This is a genomic window from Cupriavidus pinatubonensis (assembly GCF_019602855.1).
In the GTDB taxonomy this organism is placed as follows: Bacteria; Pseudomonadota; Gammaproteobacteria; order Burkholderiales; family Burkholderiaceae; genus Cupriavidus; species Cupriavidus pinatubonensis.
Genome location: NZ_CP080769.1, coordinates 644,971 through 669,938 on the forward strand (window position 1 = coordinate 644,971; position 24,968 = coordinate 669,938).

At 65.4% G+C, this 24,968-nt stretch carries 24 protein-coding genes and 1 pseudogene; 4 read left to right on the forward strand and 21 right to left on the reverse strand.

Features of this window, described 5'->3' with window-relative positions; translation table 11 throughout:
• Nucleotides 1-97 precede the first annotated feature (97 nt).
• Together K2O51_RS34825 and K2O51_RS34830 are read left to right on the forward strand one after the other, a co-directional pair.
• Entirely contained in the window at nucleotides 98-1,360 is a 1,263-nt protein-coding gene (locus K2O51_RS34825) for a CaiB/BaiF CoA transferase family protein (RefSeq protein ID WP_245002017.1), read from the forward strand.
• A gap of 35 nt (nucleotides 1,361-1,395) precedes the next feature.
• Entirely contained in the window at nucleotides 1,396-2,196 is an 801-nt protein-coding gene (locus K2O51_RS34830; RefSeq protein WP_011297991.1) for an SDR family NAD(P)-dependent oxidoreductase, read from the forward strand.
• Between the two features lie 35 nt (nucleotides 2,197-2,231).
• On the opposite strand, the gene K2O51_RS34835 is transcribed toward K2O51_RS34830, so the two are convergent.
• The 7 genes from K2O51_RS34835 to K2O51_RS34865 form a co-directional block, all read right to left on the reverse strand.
• Entirely contained in the window at nucleotides 2,232-3,386 is a 1,155-nt protein-coding gene (locus tag K2O51_RS34835; RefSeq protein WP_220632122.1) for a CaiB/BaiF CoA transferase family protein, read from the reverse strand.
• Nucleotides 3,387-3,513: 127 nt separating this feature from the next.
• A complete protein-coding gene (locus K2O51_RS34840) occupies nucleotides 3,514-4,719 on the reverse strand; it encodes a CaiB/BaiF CoA transferase family protein (RefSeq protein ID WP_220632123.1) in 1,206 nt (401 codons plus the stop codon).
• A 6-nt stretch (nucleotides 4,720-4,725) separates the two neighbouring features.
• Nucleotides 4,726-5,748, reverse strand: a complete 1,023-nt coding sequence (locus K2O51_RS34845; protein ID WP_011297994.1) for a Bug family tripartite tricarboxylate transporter substrate binding protein — start codon at nucleotides 5,746-5,748, stop codon at nucleotides 4,726-4,728.
• 54 nt (nucleotides 5,749-5,802) lie between these two features.
• Nucleotides 5,803-6,219, reverse strand: coding sequence for a Zn-ribbon domain-containing OB-fold protein (locus K2O51_RS34850; RefSeq protein WP_140949543.1), 417 nt, complete (start codon nucleotides 6,217-6,219; stop codon nucleotides 5,803-5,805).
• Between the two features lie 13 nt (nucleotides 6,220-6,232).
• The gene (locus K2O51_RS34855; protein WP_041679967.1) at nucleotides 6,233-7,447 is read right to left on the reverse strand and encodes a thiolase family protein; all 1,215 of its coding nucleotides are present in this window, start codon (nucleotides 7,445-7,447) and stop codon (nucleotides 6,233-6,235) included.
• Nucleotides 7,448-7,457: 10 nt separating this feature from the next.
• Complete coding sequence (locus tag K2O51_RS34860; RefSeq protein WP_011297997.1) at nucleotides 7,458-7,973, reverse strand: MaoC family dehydratase; 516 nt, start codon at nucleotides 7,971-7,973, stop codon at nucleotides 7,458-7,460.
• 26 nt (nucleotides 7,974-7,999) lie between these two features.
• Nucleotides 8,000-9,088, reverse strand: a complete 1,089-nt coding sequence (locus tag K2O51_RS34865) for an acyl-CoA dehydrogenase family protein (protein WP_245002055.1) — start codon at nucleotides 9,086-9,088, stop codon at nucleotides 8,000-8,002.
• 280 nt (nucleotides 9,089-9,368) lie between these two features.
• Here K2O51_RS34865 and K2O51_RS35970 point away from each other — a divergent pair.
• Nucleotides 9,369-9,638: pseudogene (locus K2O51_RS35970) on the forward strand (hypothetical protein); the annotation flags it as partial.
• Here K2O51_RS35970 and K2O51_RS34875 read toward each other — a convergent pair.
• From K2O51_RS34875 to K2O51_RS34885, 3 genes are all read right to left on the reverse strand, one after another.
• Nucleotides 9,619-10,302 carry an NAD(P)H-binding protein gene (locus K2O51_RS34875; protein ID WP_220632125.1) on the reverse strand — a complete coding sequence of 228 codons (684 nt, stop codon included), beginning with the start codon at nucleotides 10,300-10,302 and terminating at the stop codon, nucleotides 9,619-9,621. The pseudogene K2O51_RS35970 and the gene K2O51_RS34875 sit on opposite strands and share 20 nt — an antisense overlap.
• 24 nt (nucleotides 10,303-10,326) lie before the next feature.
• Nucleotides 10,327-10,974 (reverse strand): SDR family oxidoreductase, encoded by a 648-nt coding sequence (locus tag K2O51_RS34880; protein ID WP_220632126.1) that lies wholly within the window; start codon nucleotides 10,972-10,974, stop codon nucleotides 10,327-10,329.
• Between the two features lie 114 nt (nucleotides 10,975-11,088).
• A complete protein-coding gene (locus K2O51_RS34885) occupies nucleotides 11,089-12,009 on the reverse strand; it encodes an alpha/beta hydrolase (protein ID WP_220632127.1) in 921 nt (306 codons plus the stop codon).
• Nucleotides 12,010-12,163: 154 nt separating this feature from the next.
• Between K2O51_RS34885 and K2O51_RS34890 the strand changes: the two genes are divergently transcribed.
• Nucleotides 12,164-13,084: a LysR family transcriptional regulator gene (locus K2O51_RS34890; protein WP_220632332.1), complete on the forward strand. Its 921-nt coding sequence runs from the start codon at nucleotides 12,164-12,166 to the stop codon at nucleotides 13,082-13,084.
• Between the two features lie 222 nt (nucleotides 13,085-13,306).
• Here K2O51_RS34890 and K2O51_RS34895 read toward each other — a convergent pair whose 3' ends face one another.
• The 11 genes from K2O51_RS34895 to K2O51_RS34945 all read right to left on the reverse strand — a co-directional run bounded on the left by K2O51_RS34895 (nucleotide 13,307) and on the right by K2O51_RS34945 (nucleotide 24,956).
• A complete protein-coding gene (locus K2O51_RS34895; protein WP_220632128.1) occupies nucleotides 13,307-14,569 on the reverse strand; it encodes an MFS transporter in 1,263 nt (420 codons plus the stop codon).
• A 366-nt stretch (nucleotides 14,570-14,935) separates the two neighbouring features.
• A complete protein-coding gene (locus K2O51_RS34900) occupies nucleotides 14,936-15,751 on the reverse strand; it encodes an IclR family transcriptional regulator (RefSeq protein ID WP_220632129.1) in 816 nt (271 codons plus the stop codon).
• Nucleotides 15,752-15,819: 68 nt separating this feature from the next.
• Nucleotides 15,820-16,527, reverse strand: a complete 708-nt coding sequence (locus tag K2O51_RS34905; protein WP_220632130.1) for an ABC transporter ATP-binding protein — start codon at nucleotides 16,525-16,527, stop codon at nucleotides 15,820-15,822.
• Nucleotides 16,511-17,269, reverse strand: coding sequence for an ABC transporter ATP-binding protein (locus tag K2O51_RS34910; protein WP_220632131.1), 759 nt, complete (start codon nucleotides 17,267-17,269; stop codon nucleotides 16,511-16,513). Before K2O51_RS34910 ends, K2O51_RS34905 begins: the two co-directional genes overlap by 17 nt.
• On the reverse strand, nucleotides 17,266-18,255 hold the full coding sequence (locus K2O51_RS34915; RefSeq protein WP_220632132.1) for a branched-chain amino acid ABC transporter permease: 990 nt from the start codon (nucleotides 18,253-18,255) through the stop codon (nucleotides 17,266-17,268). The genes K2O51_RS34910 and K2O51_RS34915 overlap by 4 nt, the downstream gene beginning before the upstream one ends.
• Before the next feature lie 2 nt (nucleotides 18,256-18,257).
• A complete protein-coding gene (locus tag K2O51_RS34920; protein WP_220632133.1) occupies nucleotides 18,258-19,139 on the reverse strand; it encodes a branched-chain amino acid ABC transporter permease in 882 nt (293 codons plus the stop codon).
• A gap of 287 nt (nucleotides 19,140-19,426) precedes the next feature.
• The gene (locus tag K2O51_RS34925) at nucleotides 19,427-20,281 is read right to left on the reverse strand and encodes an IclR family transcriptional regulator (protein ID WP_220632134.1); all 855 of its coding nucleotides are present in this window, start codon (nucleotides 20,279-20,281) and stop codon (nucleotides 19,427-19,429) included.
• Between the two features lie 145 nt (nucleotides 20,282-20,426).
• On the reverse strand, nucleotides 20,427-21,200 hold the full coding sequence (locus tag K2O51_RS34930; protein ID WP_220632135.1) for an SDR family oxidoreductase: 774 nt from the start codon (nucleotides 21,198-21,200) through the stop codon (nucleotides 20,427-20,429).
• A gap of 7 nt (nucleotides 21,201-21,207) precedes the next feature.
• Entirely contained in the window at nucleotides 21,208-22,428 is a 1,221-nt protein-coding gene (locus tag K2O51_RS34935) for an ABC transporter substrate-binding protein (protein WP_220632136.1), read from the reverse strand.
• A gap of 42 nt (nucleotides 22,429-22,470) precedes the next feature.
• Nucleotides 22,471-23,241, reverse strand: a complete 771-nt coding sequence (locus K2O51_RS34940) for an SDR family NAD(P)-dependent oxidoreductase (protein ID WP_220632137.1) — start codon at nucleotides 23,239-23,241, stop codon at nucleotides 22,471-22,473.
• A gap of 14 nt (nucleotides 23,242-23,255) precedes the next feature.
• Complete coding sequence (locus tag K2O51_RS34945) at nucleotides 23,256-24,956, reverse strand: flavin-containing monooxygenase (protein WP_220632138.1); 1,701 nt, start codon at nucleotides 24,954-24,956, stop codon at nucleotides 23,256-23,258.
• Between the last annotated feature and the right edge of the window lie 12 nt (nucleotides 24,957-24,968).

The window sequence follows — 24,968 nt, forward strand, 5'->3', positions numbered from 1 at the left end:
CTTCCGAATCGCAGCTTCGAAAATGGCAAGTTGGCCGCGCGGCCGGGGCGCTCTACCCTTGCATCAAACTCGTCCGGAAGATGCAAAGGAGACAGCCTTGAACACCGAAACCGGCCGCGCCACGGCGGCCACGCAGGACCAACACCCCACCCCCGACCGCCCGCTCCAGGGCGTGCGCGTGCTGGCCGTGGAGAACTTCGTCGCCGGCCCGTTCGCGTCCATGTGGCTCGCCGACGCGGGCGCCGAGGTCATCAAGGTCGAAGCCCCGGCCGGCGGCGACTTCGCGCGCAGCACCAGCCCCGTCAGGATGGCGGAGGACGGCAGCCCGCACGCGCTGTCGTTCCTGCGCACCAACCGCAACAAGAAGAGCCTGACGCTGGACCTCAAGCAGCCCGAGGGCAAGCGGCTGTTCCTCGAACTGGTCGCCAGCGCCGACATCGTGATCGAAAACTTGCGCCCGGGCGTCATGGACCGCCTCGGCGTCGGCTACGACACCTTGCGCGCGCGCAACCCGCGCCTGATCTACGTTGCCATTTCCGGCTTTGGCCACACCGATGTGAAGCCAAGCCCTTACACCGACCACCCGGCCCTCGACATCGTCGGCCAGGCGCTCAGCGGCCTGATGTACCGGCCCGAACGGCAGGACGACCGGCCGACCTATCTCGGCTTTTCGATGACCGACCTGCAGGGCGGCATCCTCGCTGCGCAAGGCGCGCTGCTGGCCCTGTACCAGCGCGAGCGTACCGGGCGGGGCAAGAAGGTCGACATTTCGCTGTACGACGCCTCGCTGGTCCAGAACGAGATCTCGGTCACCATGTACTCGGCCCTGCACCAGCCGCTGCCGCCGGGCGTACCCGCGGTGACAGCGCCGTTCGGGCCGTTCCGCGCCAGCGACGGCCATATCGTCATCGCGGTGCTCGGCGAGCACATCTGGCGCCGCTTCTGCGAGGTGATCGGCAAGCCGGACCTGGTGGACGATCCGCGCTTCGCCGATGGCATCGAGCGCCGCAAGCACAGTGCCGCGCTCGATCCGCATATCGACGCGTGGCTTGCCACGCGCACGCGCGCGCAAGCCGTGGACCTGCTGCGCGAGGGCGGCGTGCCAGCGTCGGTGGTCAACGATGTGGCCGACCTGTTCGACTGCCCGCATGTCGCCGCGCGCGAGATGCTGATGACGGTCCAGGACCCGGCGTGGGGCCCGGTGCAGGTGGTCGGCAACCCGATCAAGATGTCGGACGTGCCCGAGCCCGAGGCGAGGGTGCCGCCGCGGCTCGGGGAGCATACCGACGCGGTGCTGCGCGACTGGCTACACCTCGATGCGCGGCAGGTCGCCGCGCTGCGCGCCGACGGCATCGTCTGACCGGAAGACAGTGAAAGCACAGCGAGGAACCAGCAATGAAGAATCTTGAAGGCAAGGTGGCGATCGTCACCGGCGGCACCGGCGGGATCGGCCGGGGCGTGGCACTGCAGCTCGCGGCGCGCGGGGCGCTGGTGGTCATCAGCGGCAGGAGCGCGTCAAAGGCCGACGCGGTGCTCGCCGAACTGCGCGAGGCGGGCGGCCAGGGCGATTTCATCCCCGGCGACGTCCGCGTGAAGGCCGACATGGATGCGCTCGCCGCCGAGACCGCGCGCCGCCACGGCGGCATCGATATCGTGGTCGCCAATGCCGGCGGCAACGACGACGAGGCGCGCCGCCCGGAAGTGCGCGGGCCGTTTGGCGATATCGACGTCGCGCGCGTCTGCGCCGTGGTGGCGGAGAACACCGCCGCGAAGCTGCTGCCGGTGCAGTCGGCCCTGCCCTTCCTGCGCGAGCGCGGCGGCGGCGCGGTGGTCTTCGTGACCTCGGAAGGTGGGCGCGTGCCGACGCCGACGCAGACCGCGGTGGCCACCTTTGCCGGCGGCCTGATCAGCGCAAGCAAGGTGCTATCGAAGGAACTCGCGCGCGACCGCATCCGCGTGAACTGTGTATGCGTGACGGTGGTGCGCGACAGTCCCTCCTGGAAGGCCGCGTTCGAGCGCACCGATGGCGTGTCGGACCGGCACCGCAAGCAGTACGAGAAAATCATCGCCAGCAGCCCGCTCGGCGTGGCAAGCCCGGAGGATATCGGCCAGGTGGTGGCTTTCCTCGCCTCCGACGAGTCGCGCTACCTGACTGGGGCGACCATCAGCCCGACCGGCGGGCTGACGATTCACTGACGATCTGCTGAAGACCGGCTGCGCGGCCCGCCGCCTCACACAATGGCGCCGGCCGCGCGCAATGCCGCAATGTCAGGTGAGCTGAAGCCCCAGTCGCCTAGCACCACGTCGGTATGCTCGCCGGGGCGGGCTGGCGAATTCTGGATCGCGCCGGGCGTGCGGCTGAAGCGCGGGGCGGGCGCAGGCTGCACGACACCGTCCCGCTCGACGAACGTCCCGCGCGCCCGCAGATGCGGATGGCCGGGCGCCTCCGCCAGCGACATGACCGGCGCGAAGCAGACCTCCCGTCCTTCGGCCAGCGCACACCATTCGTCGCGCGTACGCGTGCGGAAGATTTCCGCGAATCTCGCCTGCACCTCCGGCCAGCGCGAACGGTCGTGCTGGTCCGGCATCTCCGCCTCGTCCAGCCCGAGCACTTCTAGCGTCTGGCGCCAGAAGCGCGCCTCGTTGGACCCCACGCTGATCCAGCGGCCGTCCTGCGTCTCGTAGACGTTGTACCAGGGCGCGCCCGAATCGAGCCGGTTGGTGCCGCGCTCGTCCTTCCAGTAGCCGCTGGCGAACATGCCGTAGAAGAGCGTCATGAGCGAGGCGGAGCCGTCGACCATCGCGGCGTCCACCACCTGGCCCTTGCCCGAGCGCCGGCTTTCAAGGATGGCCGACACTACGCCGAGCGCCAGGTACAGCGAGCCGCCGCCGAGGTCCCCCGCCAGATTGAGCGGAATCACCGGCGGGCCGCCGGCGGTGCCGACCGCGTGCAGCACGCCGGTCAGCGAGATGTAGTTGATGTCATGGCCGGGCGCATGAGCAAGCGGCCCGTCCTGGCCCCACCCTGTCATGCGGCCGTAGACCAGCGCGGGGTTCGCCGCGAGGCAGTTCTCGGGTCCGAGCCCCAGTTTCTCGGCGACGCCCGGCCGGAACCCCTCGACCAGCGCGTCGGCCTGGCCGACGAGCTTCAGCACCGCGTCCTTCGCTTCGGCTTTCTTCAGGTCGAGTGCGGCGCTGCGCCGGCTGCGGTTGAGCAGGTTGAAGCGCGGATCGCCGGGCTGCCCGCCGTCGTGGCCGGGCGGACGGTCGATGCGGATGATGTCCGCGCCGAGATCCGCAAGCAGCATGCAGCAGAACGGCACGGGCCCTATGCCGCCCAGCTCCACGATCCTGACGCCCGCGAGCGGGCCCTGGGTTTTGCGCATCGTATTGGTCTCCTCAAGCGTTGAAAACCCGGCTCGCGGACGAGCCGGGTCTACCTCGCGTACCGCGCCGCCTCTTCGGGTAGCCACGGTCACCGTGTCGACAGTCATGGCGGTCTAGCCGCCGCGTCTACTCCGCGATCCTCGCGTCGAGCACGGCCTCGCCGCCCGACGGCTCCGCCTCGCGCCGGCCGCGCCGCGACGTCATCAGCCTGTCAAGGTCCGCATTGTCCTCGCCGACGTCGCGTGCCGCCGACAGCGGTCCCGGCCGCCTGCCGTTGAACAGCAGCGGCAGCCCGACCAGCGCGAGATCGTCCGCGGACGGCTTGCCGATGATGCCCAGCGCCCGTGTCTGCTCATGGTTGACCAGTTCGCTGGTGGTCTGCACCGGCGCGCACGGCAGGCCGGCGGCGCCGAGCACTTCCTGCCAGTGCGTGCGTGGATGTTCGGCAAGCCGCCCGCCTATCAGGGCATCGATCTGCGCGCGGTGGCGCAGGCGCGCATCGTTGGTGGCAAAGCGCGGGTCGGTGGCCCACTCCGGCCGGTCCAGCGCGGCACACAGGCGCGCGAAGAGCCGGTCGTTGGCGCAACTGACCACCAGATGGCCATCAGCCGTGTCGTACGCGCGGTGCGGCACGATGAAGCCGACGCCCGAGCCATGCCGGCCACCCGTGTCACCGTCGGCGTTGTAGTTGGCAATGCCCACTGTCATCCAGGCGATGGCCGTCTCCAGCAGCGAACTGTTGACCGTCGCTCCCACGTGCTTGCGCTGCCGCCGGCACAGCGCGGCGAGGATGCCGATGACGGCCCACATGCCGGCGCCGAAGTCGACGATCGACACGCCGGCGCGCACCGGCGCCTGTCCGTCCTCACCCGTCACGCTCATGATGCCGGCGAAGGCTTGCATCAGCGGATCGTAGCCTGGCGCCTGGTTCAGCGGACCGGCGTGGCCGAACGCGCCCACCTCGCAGCAGACCAGTTCGGGCTTGGTCACGCGCAGGCTGTCTGGGTCCAGTCCGTATTGCGCGGCCGAGCCCGGACGCAGGTTGTGGAAGAAGACGTCGGCGTGCTCGGCGATGAGCCGATGCAGCGTGGCAAGGTCGTCCGGGTCCTTGATGTCGAGGCTGATGAAGCGCTTGCCCTGGTTGATTGCATGGAAGGCGGCACCGCTACCCTTCCACTTGCTCGGTCCCCATCCGCGCGCCGAATCGCCGGTGGGACGTTCGATCTTCCACACATCGGCGCCCAGCGCCGCAAGGATCTGGCCGGCGAACGGCGCCGAGGCGCTGTCGCTCAGTTCCACGACCACCACGCCATCGAGAGGAAGGTCACGCATGGCTGCTTACTCCGGCTTGTAGTTGAGTTCGGCGAAGAGGCCTTTCCATACCGCGACCTCTTCGTTCAGTTGTTGGGCAAACGCGCCCGGCGACGACGCCACCATGCTGCCGCTCAGGCGCGACTCCACCAGGCTCCTGAACTGCGTGTCCGCCGACAGCGTCCGGAGATCGCGCGCGATCCGGTCCACCAGGGCCGGCGGCGTGGACTTCGGCACGAACATGCCGGCCCACAGCAGCGGCAGGTAGCCCTTGTAACCCACGGCCTCCGACAGCGTCGGCACGTTGGGCAGGTCCGCATACCGCTCGGCGCTGATGGCGGCCATCGGCCGCAGCTTGCCCGCCTCCATCTGCGACTTCATCGAGCTTGGCGTGTTCACGAGGAACTGCGCATCGTCGCGCATCACCGCCATGTTCATCGCCGTCACGCTGTTGAAGTCGAGCGGTGCGTACTTCATGCCGAGCGACTTGTTCAGCAGCGCCATCGTCAGGTTGAAGATCGACGTGCGCCCGGTGCCCGCGAAGAACAGGCCATTCGGATCGCGCCGGCTCAGGTCGACCAGCCCACGCATGGTCTTCGCCTTGCCGGCAGTGCCGTCGTTGGCGGCGACCACAAGCTGGTAGTTGATGACCTTGTACACCGGGACCAGGTCGGTCGTCGGGTCGAACTTCAGGTTCTTGGTAGTGAACTTCGGCAGGATCGAGCTTTGCGTACCCAGCAGCAGCGTATGCCCGTCAGTGGCGTTCACCACGTATTCGGTACCAATCACACCGCCTGCGCCAGGCCGGTTCTCCACGATCACCGGCTGCTTCCACATGCCTTCGAGCCGTTGCGCCAGCAGGCGCGCGAGTAAGTCGCCGCTGGAGCCGGCGGCCAGCGGAATGACGATGCGCACGGGGCGCGTCGGCCACGGTTCGGCCGCCGCCAGTGCCAGCCCGGGCAGCAGCATCGCCGCACAGCCGGCCGCGCAGGCGGCGCCCGCCGTGCGTAGCCAGCGCCGCCGGCGATCCCGTTCACGGGGGTCGGTCATGGGTCTCCTCCTTATGTCTCTTTATACATGTCTTGCCGGATGGCCGGCGAAGCGTCAGGCTGCAGCGAAGACCGGCAGGCGCTGCCCGCCCCGCTCGATTAGCCGCGCCGTCATGCGCGCGCCGATGTGCAGCGTTTCGGGCACTCCCTCGATCTGCGCGAACAGGTGGTAGCCCTCGTCCATCTCCACGAAGCCCACCGTGTACGGGGCAATCGAAGCAAACGCCGGCGTGGGCCCGCGCATCACGGTGCTGAACGAGTACAGCGTGCCGGTGCCTTTTGCTTCCTGCCACACGAGCCCCTCGCCATCGTCCGCCTCGCAATGGGGGCAGAACGAATGTGCGGGCCATACGGCTTCGCCGCAACTGGTACACCGCTGGTACTTCAACTGCCCCGCCGCGAGCCCTTCCCAGTAGGGTTGGGCGTCGAGCAGCGCGTAAGGCTGTGGCCAGCCGTCTTTGGTCTGGATCATCACGTGCTCCCGTTCAGGTTGTCGATGACAGCAGCACCACGCTGCCGGCCGCCAGCATGCCGCCCGCACCCTGCACGAGCACGGTCTTCGGCCTGCGCTGCGGCGCCGCGCCCAGCGGCTGGCCGCGCAACTGCCGCACGGCTTCGACGAGGCTGTCCATGTTGCAGGAAATGCCCGGCTGGCCGAACGACAGCCAGCCGCCATTGGTATCGGTCGGCAGGTCGCCGTCGATGCCGGTGCGGCCTTCGCGGTACAAGTCGATTCCGCGGCCCTTCTTTGCAAACCCCAGGTCCTCCATGACGATGGGCCCCATGTGCGCGAAGTTCACGGAGATCTGCGCCATGTCGATATCCGCGCGCGACAAACCGGACATGCCGAACGCCTGGTTCGCCGCGGCGGCCGTGGCCGTGTGGGTCAGGTTGGGCATGGGTCCGAGTTCGGGGAACCGGCACGCGCGCATGTTCATGCGGTCCGTCAGGTATTCGTGCGTCGTGGCAGACCCGTAGCCGAGCAGGTAGACCGGATCGGCGTGCATCGCCCGCGCCCGTTCCGGCGACGTGACCACCAGCGCACCGCCGGTGCCGCCGCCCCACGTCGAGCACATCCACCGCCGCAGCGGACTGGCGACGTAGGGCGACGCCAGCACCGTCTCGCGGTCCACTTCCCCGAAGCGCGCCTTGGCCGCGTGCGGATGGTGAATGCCCCAGCGCTGGTTCGACACCGCCACGTCGGCCAGATCGGCCTCGGTCAGGCCGTACTCGTGCAGATACCGGCAGGCGGCCTGCCCGTACAGCGCCGGGATGATGGGCCCGTACGGCACTTCGAACTGCGGATCGGCGTCGGCTTCGGCGCCCATGGCGACGGCGTCGACGAACAGCTCCGTCGCATCGCTCTGCAGGCACAGCACGTACTCGGCCTGCCCGGCCGCGATCATCTCCGCGGCCACCGCCAGCGTCGCCGTGAGGCCGGCCCCGTGCATCGTGATCTCGGTGGTGCGCTTCACCGGCATCTGCATGTGCGAGATGAAGATGTTGCTCCACTGCGAGCGCTTGTCGGCCCACGGCGAGCGGCCCGTGTAGACCGCGTCGACCTGCTCCTTGCGGATGCCCGCGTCACGCAGCGCGCGCCGCGTGGCTTCGGCCGCAAGCTGAAGGGGGTCCTTGCGATTCTGCCGGGAGGCGTAGGCGTCCCCCATCCCGACAATCGCGGCGACTGGCTTCGTCGACATCATGCCGCCCTCAGGCCGCCTTCAGTTCGGGCAGCGACGACGCGATCAGCGCGTCGAGGTCCTCGCGCTTGCGCAGCATCAGCAGGCTCCATTCGCCCTGCTGGAGCAGGTCGCCATTCTGGTTGATCGCGCTGATGCGGAACTTGATCACGCCGTACTTCTCGTCCTTCTCCTTCTTTCCGATGACCTCGCATACCGCGTAGATGGTGTCGTTGATGTACACCGGGTTGCGGAAACGCATGTTGTCGATGCCATAGTTGGCCTGGATGCCGAGGCCGAACTGGATCAGGCCGGTGACGATGGAATACGTCAGCGAGCCCTGCACCAGCCGCTGGCCGAAGCGGGTCTTCGACGCGTAGTGCGTGTTGGAGTGGATCTCGATCCAGTTGCCGGTCAGCGCGCAGTAGTTGACCACGTCGGCCTCGGTGACGGTGCGCCCGCCCGAGCGGAACACCTGGCCGATCTCCAGTTCGTCATACGTCTGGTCGATGCGGTTGTTGATGATGCGCTTGCTCGTGTCGCTCATGTCTTTCTCCTTCTATGTCGTCTGGTTCAGCCGATCCGCATCGACTTGGCGATGATGGTCTTCTGGATCTGCGAGGTGCCGCCGCCGATGGTCGACTGCACGCTTTCGCGCAGGTAGCGCTCCATGTCGGCTTCGGGCAGGTTGGCGTAGCCGCCGAGCACCTGCATGCCCGTCAGCGCGCACTGCTTCAGCGTTTCGGAGCCGTACAGCTTGGCCATCGACACCTCGCGGCTGCACGGCACGTCGGCCGCCGCCATCTGCGCAGCGCGGTAGCACAGCAGGCGCGCGGCATCCACTTCGGTCTGGCGGTCCGCCAGCATGTGCTTGAGCACCTGGAAGTCCCACAACTGCTTGCCGAACTGGATGCGCTCGTGGGCGTACTGCGTGGCCTTCGACACTGCCGTCTGCGCGTTGCCGACATAGGCAGCGGCCACCGCGCAGCGCTCCAGTTCAAGGTGCTTGGTGATGATTTCCCAGCCCTGGCCTTCCTCGCCCAGCAGGGCGTCGGCCGGCACGCGGACTTCATCGAGGAAGATCTCGGTGGTGCCCGTGGCGTGGCGCGACAGCGTCGGCAGCTTGTTGATGACCAGGCCCGGCGTGGTATTCGGGATGAGCAGCACCGACAGGCCGCCGTGCTTGTTGTCGGCATCGGTGCGCACCAGCATGGCAATGACCGTGTCCTTCGCCGCAGCGCCGCTGCACCACAGCTTCTGGCCCGAGACGATCCAGTCGCCGTTCTCGTCGCGGCGGGCGCGGGTCTTGGTGTTCGAGGCGTCGGAGCCGGCGTCGGGCTCGGAGATCGACACCGAGAAGCGGATCTTGCCGTCGATAAACGGCTTGATGTACTTGTCCTTCTGCGCGGCGGTGCCGTACTTCCCGATGTTCATCGCCGTGAAGGTCGGCACCAGTACCGCGGCCGCGAAGTCGAAGCCGAACTTGCCAAGGCCCTCGGCCATCAGCGTGTAGTCGAAGATGTCGCCGCCCGCGCCGCCCTCTTCCTCGCTGAACAGCAGGCCCAGCCAGCCCTGCTTCGCGATCTTGTCGTAGGCCTCGTACGGATAGTCGCGGTTCTGGTCGCACTTGCGTACGTATTCGACCGTGACCTCGTTATCCATGAAGCGGTTCACGGTGTCGAGCCAGAGGGCCTGCGATTCGTTCAGGAAGTTCGGTTGCACTTCGTCTCTCCGTTGTTGGGTTGCGCCGGCTTGCCTTGGTGCGGCGCGTGTTGGAAGAGTAGAGTCGTGTCACCTTGAGGCCAACTGGCCATTTTTGAAGCGGCGCTTCGGTGCGGTCGAAGCGGCCGCTGGGGGCCCTTGTCAGCGATGTGCGCGATTCGGGCCAGGGGTCGGGCAGGAATTTGTGCTTAAGGTATAACAAGTCGCCAAGGAGCATGTTCTGCGGGTGGATAACCCATGCGACCGCGAGGGCAGCTTCGATCCCATCCTGATTCGCAAGCCCGAGTTCATTAGTTCGGTGACCGATGCGGTCATGAATGAGGTCACTGCCGGGCAGGCCCACCCTCTGGAGGTGATGTACCCGGTGATGTTCTTCGACGCGCTGCGGGTCACCACTCAGGCGACCGACGCGCGCCGGGCCAAACTGCTTGAAGATGGTGAATCGCGGGACGCGCTCATTGAGCTCTTGCCTAGGTTGGGGTGCGTGCCGCCCTAGCCAGTTGATGGATTTCCGCGCTTTCGGCGATGTGTGTGCCATCGCCGTGTCGCGCGGCTTCCAGCATGGCCTGACCCATGCGCTCCGTGTCGAGGATTGTCCCAGGCATCAGCCTTCGCAGAAGCGCGAACGCCCACCCGAACCAGATGTAGAGCAACCGCAGCATCCGAGTCCTAGACCTCTCCCCATGCATCGGGACAATGAAGCCGGGCCGGAACAGGTATACACCGCGAAAGCCCAGTCGCCGCAAGGAGTTTTCGGTCTTGCCCTTGACGCGTGCCCACATCACAGGCCCTTGCTCGGTGGTATCGGTGCCGCCGCCGGAAACGTAAACGAAAAGCATGTCCGGATTGCGTCGCACCAATGCCCGCCCTGCAGCCAAGGGTAGGTCGTGGTTGATGCGGACGAAGCCTGCTTCGTCCGTCTCGCTGGTAGACACCCCCAGGGAGAAGAAGCAGGCATCGTATCCAGCGAGCTGGTCCTCCACGCCGCTATAGTCAAACAGGTCTGCTTGCACAAGTTGGCGCAGCTTGGGGTGATCCAGACTAAGCCGGCTACGTCCGACCACGAGCACGGCCTGCACATCCGGTGCCTGCAGGCATTCCCTCAATACCCCCTGCCCCACCATGCCCGAAGCACCAAAGATGATGACCTTCATGCAACTTGCTCCACTCATCTACGTTCAGGCGAAAGCTGGCTTGTCGCCATCCGTACCAGGCTTGTTCACACCCACATTCGCGCGAACCATTCGATTGGGATGAATTACCAGATCGGTGACCAGCGCTGCCACGCTCTTGCGAGAGACCTCCGTTCCCTTGAAGGGCTCGTCCCTTGTAGTGATCTCGTAATCCACTTCATCTTCGTCCTGTAGCCAGGCAGCGCGCAAAATGGTGTAGTCGGAGCCGGATGCCTCGATAAGGTCGGCGGATGCACGGTAGGGTGGAAGGTACTGACCAATCTCGCGGCGATTCCATTCGCCGAACGCCCCCGGAATCTCGTCATAGATGCCCAGCGAGTTCACGAAGATCAGTCGCTTCACCCCCTTGGCCTGCATTGCAGCCAGGATGTGCTCGGTCTGCTTGTCCACATCACCAGCGAGATTGGCGTAGATCACGTCCTTCCCCTCCATGAGTTGGGGCAGCAACTTCTTATCCATCACATCACCGATGGCGATCTTGGCATTGGCAGGTTCGTTGCCGGTCAGTTTCTTGGGGTCTCGCAGAAGCAGAGTCTGTTCGACATCCTTGCGCACGCCCAGCATCTGTACGGCCCAGCGGGCTATCTGGCCGCTGGCGCCCAGGATTAACACTTTGGTAGTGGCTTTGGTCATTGCGTTCTTCTCCAAATGAATCGGCCCCGCCATTTCCGGCAGGGCCGATGACTTGTCCTCGCAAAAGGCTGAGGAGAGCAGACCTCGGTTCTGTGTCTGCACCCCGGCCAGCGCTTACAGATTTTCCTGGTAGAACGGGATCAGCTTGGCCAACGCTTGGGCGACCGGTTCGGGCTTGTCGTAGAGGTCGTAGTGCGACCAGCCTTCGACGACAACCAGCTCCTTCTTCTTCGAGGCGGCCCGGCCTATGATTTCGCAGCCGTCGCGGTAGGCACCAAAGGCCCCCACCTGGTCGCCGACGACGACCATCAGGGGCTGCGTCAGCAAGGTTTCGCACAGGTGGAAGGCATCCCAACCGATGGCGGCAGCCTGGTGCGAGAACAGGGCGCGGTTCAGGCCGTTGGGCGCACGGCCGCGGTCGCTGCGGTAGTACTCGGTGGCGCCCAGCACGTCGATTTCCTTGATGCCAGCTTCCTTGGCAGCCTCGGGCGAAGGCGGCAGCAGATCGTCCACGCGCAGTGCAGTTCCACGGGCTTCGGCCGTCCGTTGCTTGGCCATGGCCTCCAGCGCACCGATCGGGTCAAAACCGCTGAAACCCTCACGCATCAGGCGGCCGTAGTTGGCACCCGTAACGGTGCCCACAACCTTGATTCGGCGCTCGGTCATGGCGGCGTTGATGGCATAGCCACCGCCACCGCAAATGCCCAGCACACCGATGCGCTCTTCATCTACATAGGGCAGCGTCACGAGGTAATCACAGACCACACGGAAGTCCTCGACGCGCAGCGTCGGATCCTCGGTGAATCGCGGTTCGCCGCCGCTGGCGCCCTGGAAACTGGCGTCGAAGGCGATGACCACGAAGCCTTCCTTGGCTAGGGCCTCGCCGTATACGTTCCCCGAAGTCTGCTCCTTGCAGCTTCCGATGGGGTGGGCGCTGATGATCGCCGGGTACTTTTTGGTTTCGTCAAAGTTCTGCGGAAAGTACAGATCCGCTGCGATGTCCCAGTAGGTGTGCTTGATCTTGACGCTTTGCATGATGCGCTCCTTGTGGCCGCTGAGTTGAATTGCAGGGCCACTTCCTTCAAAACGCGTGGCCGAGCACCGATGGATGCAGTGTAGGTCGGACGTTTGTTTCGTCATAGACATCAATCTGCACTACAGTTGTATTTTAAAATTGACAATGAACAGCATGGACCCATCACTACTTCCCTCCCTGGCCTGTTTTGCCCATGTGGCACACCACCGCAGCTTCACCAAGGCGGCGGCGGAGATGGGCGTTTCCCGGGCCAACTTGTCGCAGAACGTGAAGGCGCTGGAGCGCCGCTTGAACGTCAAGCTGCTGTACCGCACGACGCGGGACATGTCACTCACCGAAGAAGGCCAGCGCCTCTATGATGTGTGGTATCCGGCACTAATTACGGTGGAACGCACGGTACGCACCATGCACGACACGCATGATGAGCCGTCGGGTCTGGTACGAGTAAATACTTCGCGCGTAGCCGCCAAGACCCTGCTGGAGCCCCATTTGCAGGAGTTCTGTACCCGCTTTCCCAAGCTTCAACTGGAACTAGTCATGGACGATGCGCTGGCCAACATCGTGGCCGACGGCTGTGATGCTGGCATTCGCATTGGCGAGAGCTTGGCTGAGCACATGGTGGCTGTGCCGATCACGCCAGCGCTGGAAATGGCGGTCGTGGCTACGCCCGCGTACTTCGAGCAACATGGACGGCCCGCGACACCGGCTGATCTATCCCAACACAATTGCCTGCGTTTCAGACAAACCAGTGGTGCGATCCATGCCTGGGAGTTCACCTCGCGCGAGGCGGGCGGACACACCTTCACGGTAGAGCCGCAGGGCCGCATCATCACCAACGATGATGACGGAATGATCCGTGCTGCGCTGCAAGGGGCGGGACTCATACAGCACATCGATATCGCAGTGCGACAGCATCTGAAGTCCGGCGCACTCGTGCGTGTGCTGCAACCTTGGTGCAAGCCCTTCGCGGGCTTCTACATCTATGCTCCGACCCGCGCGCAGATGCCCACTAAGGTGCGCGCATTGATTGATTTCCTGGTCGCGAAGCGCGAGGGCATGGCAAACCTGCTGTAGCCGCCGCCCGGGAAAAAGCGGGTGTCATGGGCTTTCTCACACCCCATTCTCGATCTGGACTGGATACTGTTGCAGTTTGGAAAGCTTGGCGCAAAGGCGCCTCGGCCCAGCTTGGAGGTCATGTGAATTTGACTTTCGCGCGCCTGCATCGCGCCAAGCTGCGACATGACTTCCGCCCTCTACTTGCATCGGGCGATTGGCTGCATGCAGGCATTCCATTGTTCATTCGTGCCGCGACGGGGTATCGTCAGGCAGGTTGACAGGCCATCGCCGACGCATCCCACACCAGACTCCGGTCGTCATGATCGCCAGGGCAAGCAGTGCGCCGCGAACTCCAACGTGATCGGCCAGTGCGCCGAACACGGCCGCCCCGCCTGCCCCGCCGCCCATGGCAGCCATGAAGAACACCGCCATCCCCCTCGCTCGCAAGCGGTCAGGCAATGCCAGCTGGGCCGTGACGTTCAACGTGTTGCCGATTGCCAACCACACTGTTCCGCTGGCAAAAAGGACCGGAGCCGCCCAGCCCGCGTGCGGCGCAAGCGCAATGCCTGCTATGAGGATGCCAAGAAACAGGGATCCGTAGGTGACGACCGCTTGAGACCCGAACCGAGCCCGCAGTCGCGGAAGCAGGATCACCCCTGCCATGGCACCGGCGCCCACGCATGCGAGCAGCGCTGTATAGGTCTGCGGCCCGGTCTGACCGTATGTCCGGGCAAGCAGCGGCAGCAATGCCATCAGGGCAGAGATCGCGGTGAAGAGCGCACAGACCCGCACGTTGGAAGCCCGCAGGCGCTGGTTGCGCCATGCATAGCGCGCGCCAGACCGGATGGAATGCGACATGCTCATCGTGCACCGCTTGCGCAACAGTGGTGCATAGTCCCACTTCAAAATCACCATCGCCGAAACGAGCGATAGGATCGCCCCGACAACGAATACCGAACTACCGCCCCAGAGGGCTAACAGCACGCCCGCGGCGAGCGGCCCGCCTACGCGCCCGCCGTGCACCGCCAGGCCATGTAGGGCCATCGCCTGCGACAGTTGCCCGCGCGAGACGACTTCCGGCAGCAGGGCCGAGAAGGCGGGCCAGCGCAATGCCGCGCCAACGCCACCGGCAAATGCCAGCGCAAGAAGTACCGACGTGTTTAGCGCGCCCGCAATCGTTGCCGTTGCCAGCCCAGCAGCCGTGCAACCAGTCCAGATGAGCGTCAAGAGGAACCATCTGCGTCGATCCATCTGATCTGCCAGCGCCCCACCCGGAAGGGCTAGGAGGAATGCTGGCAACGCCGTGGCCGTTTGCACCATGGCAACGAGCATCTTGCTGTCCGTCAGGGTGGTCATCAGCCACGCGGCAGCGACATCGCACATCCACATGGAAAAATTGGCGGCAACCCAGACGCCCCACAGTACCGAGAAGCGTCGGTTGCCCAGCGGCGCCCATGCGCCAATGCGCGAAGCGTCCGTCGGCTTTGACGAAAGGAAAGTCATATTGTCTGGTCAAGACGGTTGCGCGTGCCCAGCAGAACGCAAGTATCGGTCGCATGGGCCAGCTTCGACATCTCCAGTCCCGGAAGGTCGTGTATGGCAGCATCGGCGACGGCCGCGTAGCCGAGAGACAGGCTCCTTGAGCCGATCAATCTGAGCTTAACTTGCGGCGGCGTATCGCGGGAGCGGCGCTCTGCATCCTTCCGTACCTTGGAACACGGCGTGGTGACTGTAATCTGTTCCAACGCACGGAATGGCCGTGGGGGCGAATGGCGCATCGCGCGGCGCGAGCGATACGGTGTACGTCGTGTGCAAGGAAGCCGGTGTTCTCTAGGCTGTTTCACGTCCGACCGCAGGCTCACGCGCACCTCACAGCCGCTCCTGCAACGCCAGCGCGACATTGACAAGTCTGGGTCCGACTTCCCGCTCGATACGGGCCCGGCCCAGTTGCTTCGCCGGCCCGATGCAGGCCAATGCCAGGGCCGGACGACCGATCACGCGGACTGGCACGGCGACGGACACCAGCCCGGGATTCCACTCGCACCGCCCCACGCAGTAACCAGGCCCGCTGACCTGCGAGATACCCTCGGCCATGCCGCGTCGCACCGCGGGCCAGTGCCGGTCGGCCTTGCTCTCCATGCTGCCCTGCAGGTACGTCCGCTCCCGTTCCGGCAACGTCGCAAGCAGCGCCCAGCCCATCGCCGAGCAGGCGATGCGCTGGCGCATGCCCGCTGCGAGTCGCAAATCGAACGGCACCAGGCGAGCGACCCGCGTTTCCAGTATGACCACATCGAGCCGGTCACGCGTACCGAGCACGACGCAGGCGTCATAGGTATCGGCCAGTCTTTGCATGTGGTCGTGCGCCGCTGACTGTACGGCCGCATCGGCGATGGCCGCGTAGCCCAGCGCCAGCGTCGCCGCGGTCAGCCGGTAGCGGCGGCGTTCCGTGTCCTGCCGCAGATAGCCGAGGATCACCAACGAATGGACCAGCCGCGAAACGGTGGCCGGCGCCAGTCCCGTCCTCCGCGCAACATCGTGGTTGCGCAGCCACGTGCACTGGCTGTCGAACGCAGCCAGCACGGCCAGGCCGCGAGCCAGCGGGACGACCATCGTACGGCTGGCCGGCAGGCAATTCAGGTCCGCGCCCGGCTGCAGCATCTCGGGGATTGGCAGAGATTGCATCATCAACGTTTCCCGGAAAGGGATGCTGCGCGGCATGTCCGGGCGAGGCGCTTCGGATGCACGATCATCGTTTAGTGTGCCGCTGCCACCCGCCCCACCCGTCCGCCGCCCTGGCCCAGCGCTGCATCCACGGGTGCGATGTCGCCTTTCTCGATGCCGTACCAGCGGTCGCATACGAGGTCCGTGAACTTCACGTTCTGCTCCGCCAGCAGGATGCCGATGCCGCGCAAGCAGAGCGATTTGATTACCTCCGCCAGTCGCAGCACCACGATGGGCGCGAGACCTTCGCTCGGTTCATCGAGCAGCAGCAGGCGCGGTTGCAGCAGCAGCGCCCGGCTGATCGCCACCATCTGCCGCTCGCCGCCCGACAGCTTGCCGGCGTAGCGCGCCCGGAACGCGCGCATCTCGGGGAACAGCGCGTAGACCGATTCCAGTTGCGATGCGGTAGCGCCCTTGACACCAATGGACAGGTTTTCCTCGACGGTCAGCGAACGGAACAGGCGGCCGCCGCTCGGCACGATGGCAAGCCCCGCTGCCACGCGCTTGTGGGCAGCCATACCCGCCACGTCGTGGCCGTTTACCACAACGGCGCCGGCGCTCGCCTTCACCAGGCCCGAGACCGCATTGATGAAGGTGGTCTTGCCAGCGCCATTGCGCCCTACCAGTCCCACCACTTCGCCGGCGCGCACGGACAGGTTCGCATCGCGGATTACCTTGACGTGGCCGTAGCCCGCGTCCATTCCCATGACTGCCAGCACTTCGTCAGATGTCTTCGCCAAAATAGGCCTCCTTCACACGGGAATCCGAGCGCACGGCCTGCGGCTCTGCGTCGATCAGCACCTTGCCCGCCGCCAGCACGACCACGCGTGTGGCGAACGAGAAGACCACGTCCATGTCGTGCTCGACGAACACGATGGGGATGCGCTCGCTGGCGGCAATCGCGCGGATCAACGCCAGGCATTTGCGGGACTCCTCGCGGCCTATGCCCGCCGTGGGTTCGTCCAACAGCAGCACGCGCGGTTTCGTCGACAACGCCACGGCGAGTTCCAGCGTGCGCTGGTCGCCGTACGACAGGTCGCCGGCCAGCATGTCGCGCTTCGCCTGCAGTCCGACCTGCTCCAGCGCCGCGCCAGCCTCCTGCCTGAGCATGGCCGACGCGCGGCCGAACATGTTCCAGGCGCGCCCGCGGGCCAGCATCAGACCGATCTGCACGTTCTCCAGCACCGTCGCATTGCGGAACACGCTGCTGATCTGGAACGAGCGACCGAGACCGCGCCTGACGCGCTGCCACGGAGGCAAGTCAGTCACTGGTTCGCCAAACAGCCGCACTTCGCCGCTGTCGGGGATCTTGCGGCCCGTCAGCAGGTCGAAGAACGTGCTCTTGCCGGCGCCATTCGGACCAATGATGGCAACGGCCTCGGAGTCGTAGATGTCCAGCGAGACGCCGCCGACTGCCGTGAAGCCGCCGAAGGACTTCGCGACGTTGGAGGTACTCACGACGGGTTGTCGGATGGCGTTCATTGGTGGCCCTCGCTCGTGTCACGGGTGGTAAGGGGTGCGGCTGAGCCGCTGCGTCGGCGCGCCAGCCGGCTCACACGCGCGGCGACAGGCGGCGCGAGCCCTTCGGGAAACAGCACGGCGCAGGCGATAACCAGCAACCCGACCATGAGGTCCGCATCCGGCGAGTAGATCTGGATGAGCGAGCGCGACAGTTCGAGCACCACGGTGCCGAGGATGGGACCGAGGAACAGCGATCGTCCGCCCAGCGCCACCATCATCAGCAGCATCGCGCTCATGCTCCACGAGAACATCCCCGGATCGACGTTACCTTCTGTAGTCGCCGACAGGATGCCGAAGACCGTGCCGAGCGTGCCGGCAATCACCATGGCCGCGATCTCGAACAGCCGGGGATTCCCCCCGAGCGAGGCGACCCGGTCGGCGTTGTCGCGCACAGCGCCCAGCATGGCGCCGAACGGCGACGCCAGCATTCGCAGCAGGAACAGGCCGGCCACCACCAACACGGCAACCGCAAAGACATGGCGCGCGAGGCCGGACTCCAGCCATACCGGGATGGTGACGCCGACGAGCCCGTCGTCCCCGCCGGTGAAGCTGTAACTGCGCGCCACGATCACGAAGGCGACCTGGCCGATGGCAAGCGTGAGCAACCCGAAGAACAGGTGCTTCGCCCGCAACGAGATGTAGCCGACCAGCACCGACAGCGGTACGGCAATGACCAGCGCGATCAGGGCGGACTGCCAGTAGGGCATGCCGAGCTTGATCGTGCCGATGGCCACCGCGTAAGCGCCCAGCCCATAGAACAACCCCTGGCCCATCGATATCAGGCCTGTCGCGCCGACCAGCACGTTGAGCGTCATCGCCGCCCCGGCCAGCACCACGGTGCGTGTCAGTTCGGGCAGCATGGCTGCGGGCATGAAGAACGGGAGCGCGCAGAACACCGCGCCGACAGACAGCAACGCCCGAACCCTTTTCCAATCGAAATCCTGCATGGCTACTCCCTCCCGGCGATGGTGCGGAAGCCCGTGGGCTTGAACAGCAGCACGAGCACCATGACGGCGAAGATAACGACCTCGCCGCCCTGGTCAACGAACAGCGTGGAAACCGTCTCGGCCACGCCGATCAGCATGGCGGCAGCCAGGCCGCCCCAGACTGAGCCGAGGCCGCCCACCACCACCACGGCGAAGCCGATCAGCACGATCTGCACATCGATTCCGGTATTGATCGCTCCGCGCGGCACGGCAATGGCGCCGGCAATCCCGGCGAGCAGCGCGGCAATGGCCATCACGGTGGTGCGCAGGCGCCGCACGTCCACGCCTACCGCTTCCAGCATTTGCGGATCGTCCACCGCGGCACGGATAAGCCGGCCGGTCCGGCTGCGGCCAAGCAGCAGCCACAGGTAGCAGGCCACTGCCGCCGTCACCGCCAGCACGGCGATCTGGTAGCTGGCCATTCTGAAGGCGCCCAGCTCGACGAAGCCGGCGAGCTGGCGCGGCGGCGCCATCGACATGGGCTGCGTGCCGAACACCAGGCGGGTGATGTTGTTCAGCGCCAGCAGCAGCCCGAATGACAGCAGCAACTGGCCCCACATGCCCGAATGGTAGACACGCCGAAAAAGCGATATTTCCAGTCCGGCGCCTGCTGCTGCGGTCAACGCCGGTATGGCAACACATGCGGCCAGAAAGCCGGCTTCCGCACCCCACTGCTGGATGCATGCGGCAGTGCCGAACGCCGCGAGCATGAAGTACGAGCCGTGCGCAAGGTTGATCACGCCCAGGGCGCCCCACAACAGCGTGAGCCCTGACGCGACAAGAAAATACAGCCCACCGTTGGCGATCCCCGCCAGCACCTGGGCACCCAAAAGTTGCCAGTCCACCCGTCTCCTCCTTGCCCGACGCTTGATCGGGCCCGATTGCCGCACTTCCGTCTCCACTTGCCCGCCCGGGTGTGGATGTTGTGAAGCAGGGTAGGAGCGGGGCCATCGCGCCGACAATGCGTGGGGCGTGGATTTTCCGTACTCTGGAACAGGCAATTTGTGCGGCGGCCGCGTCTATCCGATCGGCCGCGCGCGCGGCGAACTACGGTGATCGCGAACGAGAAGGCGGGACACAGCTGCCGCTGTGCCCCGCCTTCTCGTGTTCAGCCTCTGGTTGAGCCGCGCTTTCAGTCGGCCAGCAGTCGCTCTCGAAGCGATTGCGCCATCGCCACCAGGCGTGGACCGATCTCCCGCTCCACGCGCGGCCTCGACATCTGGGTGGTCAGCCCGATGCAGGACAGCACCCAGGGTGGATGTTCCGGCAGGCACAGCGGGACCGACACCGACGATATCTCCGGCACCCACTCCCCAAGCGAAGTGGCGAAGCCCATGTCGCGCACCTGCGAAATCTTCTCCGCCACGCGCCGGCGCTGTGAGGGCCACTCTCCCCCTCCCTTGCGCGCCAGCACGCCCTCCAGGTAGCAGCGCTCTAGTTCGGGCAAAGCGGCCAGCAGCACGGCGCCCGCTACCGAGCCGGCGATGCTCAGGCGCGTGCCGGGGCTCATGTCGATCGAGAGTTTCGCATCGCAGCCCACGCGGGTATCGATCACGACCACGTCGAGGCGGTCGCGCGTCCCGAGCATGAAGTAGGAATCGGTGGCATCGGCGAATTTCTGCATGTCGGTGCGGGCCGCGACCTGTATTTCGCCTTCGGCCACGGCCGCGTATCCGAGTGTCAGGGCTGGTGCCGCCAGCCGGTACTTGCGGCGTCCCGCGTCGTAGTGCACATAGCCGAGTTCGACCAGCGAGTGAAGCAGGCGAGACACGGTCGGACCCGGAATGCCGGCTTCCAGTGCAATCTCCTTATTGCCGAGCCAATCCCGCTTGCTGCTGAAGGCCGCAAGCACCGCCAGCCCGCGTGCGAGCGGCGTCACCATCACGTCGCTTTCCACCCGGTCCTCGCGCGGCGGACGAGGGCCTGTCTTGCTGGCCTGAAACTGATAGCGGTGACCCTTGGGCCTCACGGAAAAGGGGTGCAGCATGGCAGTCTCCGTTTTCTTCTCTGCTCGCAACCGTCGCGGCAGGTGCCCATCAGCGGGCCGACTTGCCATCCATTTTGACATGCGAGTTGGCAAGGGACATGGGGATTAGCCCGCAGCCCTTGCCACCCCTGCACGCCAGGTAGACCTATGCGATCGTCCGCCGCGAGGCCAGTCCACCGTCTACCGTGATGATCGTCCCGCTGGTATAGCGCGACCGGTCGGATGCGAGATAGACGAACAGGTCAGCGACCTCGGCGACCGACGCCGGACGCCGCAGCGGCATGCGATCCAGCGCGGCCTGGACGCCATCGCCCGTCTCCCCGGCGCGGGCACACAGCACCTTGCGAATGCGCTCCGTGTCGACCGGCCCGGGATTGATGCCCAGCACGCGAATGCCGTCGTCGAGACTGCGACCCCCGAGTGCGCGCGTGAAGGCCATCAGCGCCGCGTTGCCGGTGGTACCGGCGATATAGTCGAAATCGAAGTTCTCGCCGCCGTTGCCGATATTGTTGAGGATCACACCTGCGCCGCGCGCTTTCATCGCGGTGTACATCAACCGCGTCAGGTGGATGTAGCCGAATACCTTCAGCTCCCAGCCATTGCGCCACGCACTCTCGTCCACCTGCCATAGATTGCCGCCCGGAATGCCGCCGGCGTTGTTGACCAGCACATCGGCATCAACACCGAACGCGGCCACCTCGGCGATGGCGCCCGGCGCCGTCATGTCGATGGCGAACATATCGACCGCCACACCATGTTGTTCGCGCAGGGCACCGGCGAGGCTTTCCAGGCGCGCGCCCGAGCGCGCCACCAGCAGCAGATCGCAGCCTTCCCCGGCGAAAGCCTGCACAAGGCCCTCGCCGATACCCTGGGAGGCGCCGGTCACCAGGACCTTCCGCCCCTTCAGTCCAAGATCCATGTCTGACTCACTCGGTGCGCCGGGTCTTTTGCACCGCGGCCTCGCTCGGCCGCGACACCGATCCGGCGATGGTGTCTTCGATCGCCAGCACGGCCTGGCCAAGTTCCTTGTCCTGCACCACTTTGCCGAAGTACACGGGCACGTCGGCCTGGTGGTCGTACTTCGCGAAGCGGTACTTGCCACGCGGCGAGTTGAACTCACCGCTTTCAATGGCCTGCATCACCGCCGCCGCATCGGTGGACTTTGCAAGGTTCGCGGCCTGCGCCCACGTCGTGACGCAATCGTATGTCATCACGGTCCAGTCCGACGGGTAGCCGCCGGTCTTCGCCTTGTAACCGTCGACGAACGCCTTTGCCTCGGAGTCGCCCTTGCGAAACTGATTGGCCGGGGCGCGTTGCCATCCTTCGGTTCCGATCGGGGCGCTCCCCTCCATAGCCTTCAGCGTGTTGAAGTCGTAGAGCGAGATAAAGCGGTTGTTGATCTGCTTGAAAAAGCCCAGCGAGCCTGCCTGACGGGAGAATGTGAGCAGATCCGAGCCGAACAGGATCGAGAAGACGTAATCGGGCTTGGCCGCGAGGATCTTGTTGATCGAAGCGGTGTAATCGGTGGCGCCGAACTTCGGATATTCCTCGACCACGAATTCCACTTGCGGGTTCAGTTCCTTCAGGAACTCCTTGAACCGGTTCACCCCTGCCCGCCCCCCGGCGTAGTCGGCGCTCAGCAGCGCATAGCGCTTGTACGGCAGCTTGGCAAACCGCGCCGCCTGCGCCCTGCCTTCCATGTAGGAAGTCGGGGTGACCGAATAGACGTAGGGGTTGAAGTCCTTCATCGTGATGTCGTCGGCAATCGACGTGCCCACGCAGGTCGGCACCTTCATCTTCGCGGCGACCACCTTGCTGACTGCCAGCGCACCGGCGGACGACTGCGGCGACAGAAGCATCGCGGCGCCTTCCTGCAACAACGCCGTGGCCTGGCTGACGCCCTTCTGCGGATTGCTTGCACTGTCGCGGTACACGAGTTCGAGCTTGCGCCCCTGCACGCCACCTTTCCTGTTGAGTTCATCGACGGCGTACTGGGCGCCGGCGAGCGCGTCCTTGCCCACGTCGGCTGCCGCACCGCTGAGATCGAGTGCGCCGGCGATACGGATGGGCTGGCCGGCGACGGGGCTCTGGGCTGCGACTGCCGTGGCGAACAGGCCGGACAGGGCCGCGGTCATGATGGTTTTCATGTGTCTCCTCCGGATATGTAGGTTTTAGCGACCGTTTCCGGGTCAGGAAATCGAGAATCCGCCGTCGATAGGCAGAATCTGTCCCGTCGTGGTCACAGAGTCATCCGATGCGAAATACAGCGCCGCGCGCGCGACCTCGGCCGGCTTGACCAGACCAAGCAGCTGGCGTTCGCTGGTTTTACGGATCACTTCTGGCTGCGAGGCGATCAGGCCCTGCACGCGCTCGGTCACGGTTACCGCGGGTGCAATGGCGTTGACGCGAATGCCGTGCGGTGCGTACTCGACGGCCATCGACCGCGTGATGGCGGACACCCCGCCCTTCGCGGCCGTATAGGCGTCCTTGCTGCGCGTACCCACCAGCGCGAAAACGGAACTGCTGTTGATCACCGAGCCGCCACCGGTCTTCATCATCGCGGCGATGCCATATTTGCAGGTCACCCACGTACCGAACAGGTCGACCTTGACGGCGCGCCAGAATTCGTCGGCCGGGCAGTCAGTCACCTGCGCGTCGGCGCCGCTGGAGCCGCCGGCATTGTTGTAGAGCACGTCGATGCGGCCGGCGATTTCTACCGCCGCCGCGATGGACTCGCGCACGCTTTCCTCGCTCGTCACATCGGTCTGTACAAAGTGCGCGCTGCCGCCGGCGCCCACGATGGCTTCCACGACAGCGCGTCCGGCTGCTGCGTTGAACTCCGCGACGATCACGGTCGCGCCTTCGCTCGCGAACAACTCGGCCGCCGCACGTCCGATGCCGGCACCCGCGCCCGTGATATAGGCGACCTTGCCCGCCAGTCGTCCCTTCCGATCGTTCATGCTTACGGCCCCGTTCATGCTCCACCTCCCAGCATGCCGGCAGCCGCGGACCGCGCAGCTTCACCATTACCTGCATTGACAGGTTCATTGGCAGCTTCGCTCACCTCCCGATGACGCAGGACAAAGCCCTCGTAGCCAGCCGCAGCCACGTCGTCACACTTCTTGCGGTAGGTTCCATGGCCGCCGAGGTATGGCAGGAATACCAGTGGCTTGCCTGGTACGTTGGCGCCCAGGTACCAGGAATTCGCCTTCAGGTACAGCGTGCGGCTGACGATCTCCTGCACGTGCTGCATCCACGCCTCTTCGGCGTGGTGGCCTGCCTCGATGCGGTCGATGTTGTGATCGCGCAGATGTTCCATACAGTGCGTAATCCAGTCCACATGCTGCTCGATGCTCATCGACATATTGGCCAACGGGCCAGGACTGCCCGGACCGGTCACGGTGAACAGGTTCGGGAAGCCGGCAGACATCAGGCCGAGATAAGTCTTGGCACCCTCTGACCACTTGTCGGTCAGCTTGCGTCCGCCCAGGCCGCGCACGTCGATCTGCGTCAGCGCACCGGTCAGCGCGTCGTAGCCCGTTGCGCAGATCAGCACGTCCAGTTCGTGCAGCCCGGCACTGGTCACCACGCCGTCAGGCACGATGCGCTCGATCGGCGTGGCGCGCAGGTCAACCAGCTCGACATCGTCGCGGTTGTAGACGCTGTAGTAGGTGTCGCCCAGGCACGGACGTTTAGTGCCGAAGGGGAAGCCGCGCGGCAGCAGCTTCTCCGCGACATCCGGCTTCTTGACGATCTCGCGGATCTTTCCGCGGATGAACTCCGCCACCGTTTCGTTGGCGGCCTCGTCGGCGAGAATGTCGCCGTAGCACATGCGGAAACCGAGAAGCTGGCTGTTCTCCCAGGCGTTCTCGTACTTCTTCTGGCGTTCCTCGACAGTGGCCTCGACCGCCGATTCCGATGACATCGGCACCGCGATGCCAAAGCGCGTGAGTCGGCTGATGGCGCGGCGCTCGCCGTAGGTGGCGCGCACCCGCGCGCGCATCGCCGGAGTCAGGGGGTGGTTCTTGGCCGGCACTACGAAGACGGCGGTACGCTGGAATACCGTGAGGTGCTTGCACTTTCCGGCCAGCGCCTGGATCACCTGGATACCGGACGAGCCGGTGCCGATCACCCCGACGCGCTTGTTGGTGAAATCGACTTCGTGGTGTGGCCAGCGGCCGGTGTGATAGGTCTGGCCGCCAAACGTCTCGATGCCCGGGATCTCGGGCGGCTTCGGCACCGACAGGACACCGGTTGCGGGCACGAAGAAGCGCGCCTTCACCGTCTTGCCGTCCGACGTCGTGACGTTCCAGAGATTGGCCTGCTCGTCGAACACGGCCGAGCTCACCTTCGTATTGAACTGGATCGACTCGCGCAGACGAAAGCGGTCCGCCACGTGGTTCAGGTAGCGCATCAGTTCCGATGAGGTTGGGTAGCGCTCCGGCCAGTCCCATTCATCTTGCAGTTCCGGCGAGAACGAGTAGGAGTAGTCCCAGCACTCGAGGTCCACCCGGGCACCGGGATAGCGGTTCCAGTACCAGGTGCCGCCGATGCCGTCACCGGCCTCGAACGCCTGGATGGAAAAGCCCGCGTCGCTCAGCCGCTTGATGGCATATAGCCCGGCGAAGCCGGCTCCGACGATCACTGCGTCGAGAATAGTCGAGTCTTGGCCCATGAGGCTGTCTCC

Coding starts and splice junctions, on each gene's coding strand:
- K2O51_RS34830 (WP_011297991.1), top strand. CDS start 1,396: ATGAAGAATCTTGAAGGCAAGGTGGCGATCGTCACCGGCGGCACCGGC.
- K2O51_RS34835 (WP_220632122.1), bottom strand. CDS start 3,386: ATGCGCAAAACCCAGGGCCCGCTCGCGGGCGTCAGGATCGTGGAGCTG.
- K2O51_RS34840 (WP_220632123.1), bottom strand. CDS start 4,719: ATGCGTGACCTTCCTCTCGATGGCGTGGTGGTCGTGGAACTGAGCGAC.
- K2O51_RS34845 (WP_011297994.1), bottom strand. CDS start 5,748: ATGACCGACCCCCGTGAACGGGATCGCCGGCGGCGCTGGCTACGCACG.
- K2O51_RS34850 (WP_140949543.1), bottom strand. CDS start 6,219: ATGATCCAGACCAAAGACGGCTGGCCACAGCCTTACGCGCTGCTCGAC.
- K2O51_RS34855 (WP_041679967.1), bottom strand. CDS start 7,447: ATGTCGACGAAGCCAGTCGCCGCGATTGTCGGGATGGGGGACGCCTAC.
- K2O51_RS34860 (WP_011297997.1), bottom strand. CDS start 7,973: ATGAGCGACACGAGCAAGCGCATCATCAACAACCGCATCGACCAGACG.
- K2O51_RS34865 (WP_245002055.1), bottom strand. CDS start 9,088: ATGGATAACGAGGTCACGGTCGAATACGTACGCAAGTGCGACCAGAAC.
- K2O51_RS34875 (WP_220632125.1), bottom strand. CDS start 10,302: ATGAAGGTCATCATCTTTGGTGCTTCGGGCATGGTGGGGCAGGGGGTA.
- K2O51_RS34880 (WP_220632126.1), bottom strand. CDS start 10,974: ATGACCAAAGCCACTACCAAAGTGTTAATCCTGGGCGCCAGCGGCCAG.
- K2O51_RS34885 (WP_220632127.1), bottom strand. CDS start 12,009: ATGCAAAGCGTCAAGATCAAGCACACCTACTGGGACATCGCAGCGGAT.
- K2O51_RS34890 (WP_220632332.1), top strand. CDS start 12,164: ATGGACCCATCACTACTTCCCTCCCTGGCCTGTTTTGCCCATGTGGCA.
- K2O51_RS34895 (WP_220632128.1), bottom strand. CDS start 14,569: ATGACTTTCCTTTCGTCAAAGCCGACGGACGCTTCGCGCATTGGCGCA.
- K2O51_RS34900 (WP_220632129.1), bottom strand. CDS start 15,751: ATGATGCAATCTCTGCCAATCCCCGAGATGCTGCAGCCGGGCGCGGAC.
- K2O51_RS34910 (WP_220632131.1), bottom strand. CDS start 17,269: ATGAACGCCATCCGACAACCCGTCGTGAGTACCTCCAACGTCGCGAAG.
- K2O51_RS34915 (WP_220632132.1), bottom strand. CDS start 18,255: ATGCAGGATTTCGATTGGAAAAGGGTTCGGGCGTTGCTGTCTGTCGGC.
- K2O51_RS34925 (WP_220632134.1), bottom strand. CDS start 20,281: ATGCTGCACCCCTTTTCCGTGAGGCCCAAGGGTCACCGCTATCAGTTT.
- K2O51_RS34930 (WP_220632135.1), bottom strand. CDS start 21,200: ATGGATCTTGGACTGAAGGGGCGGAAGGTCCTGGTGACCGGCGCCTCC.
- K2O51_RS34935 (WP_220632136.1), bottom strand. CDS start 22,428: ATGAAAACCATCATGACCGCGGCCCTGTCCGGCCTGTTCGCCACGGCA.
- K2O51_RS34940 (WP_220632137.1), bottom strand. CDS start 23,241: ATGAACGATCGGAAGGGACGACTGGCGGGCAAGGTCGCCTATATCACG.
- K2O51_RS34945 (WP_220632138.1), bottom strand. CDS start 24,956: ATGGGCCAAGACTCGACTATTCTCGACGCAGTGATCGTCGGAGCCGGC.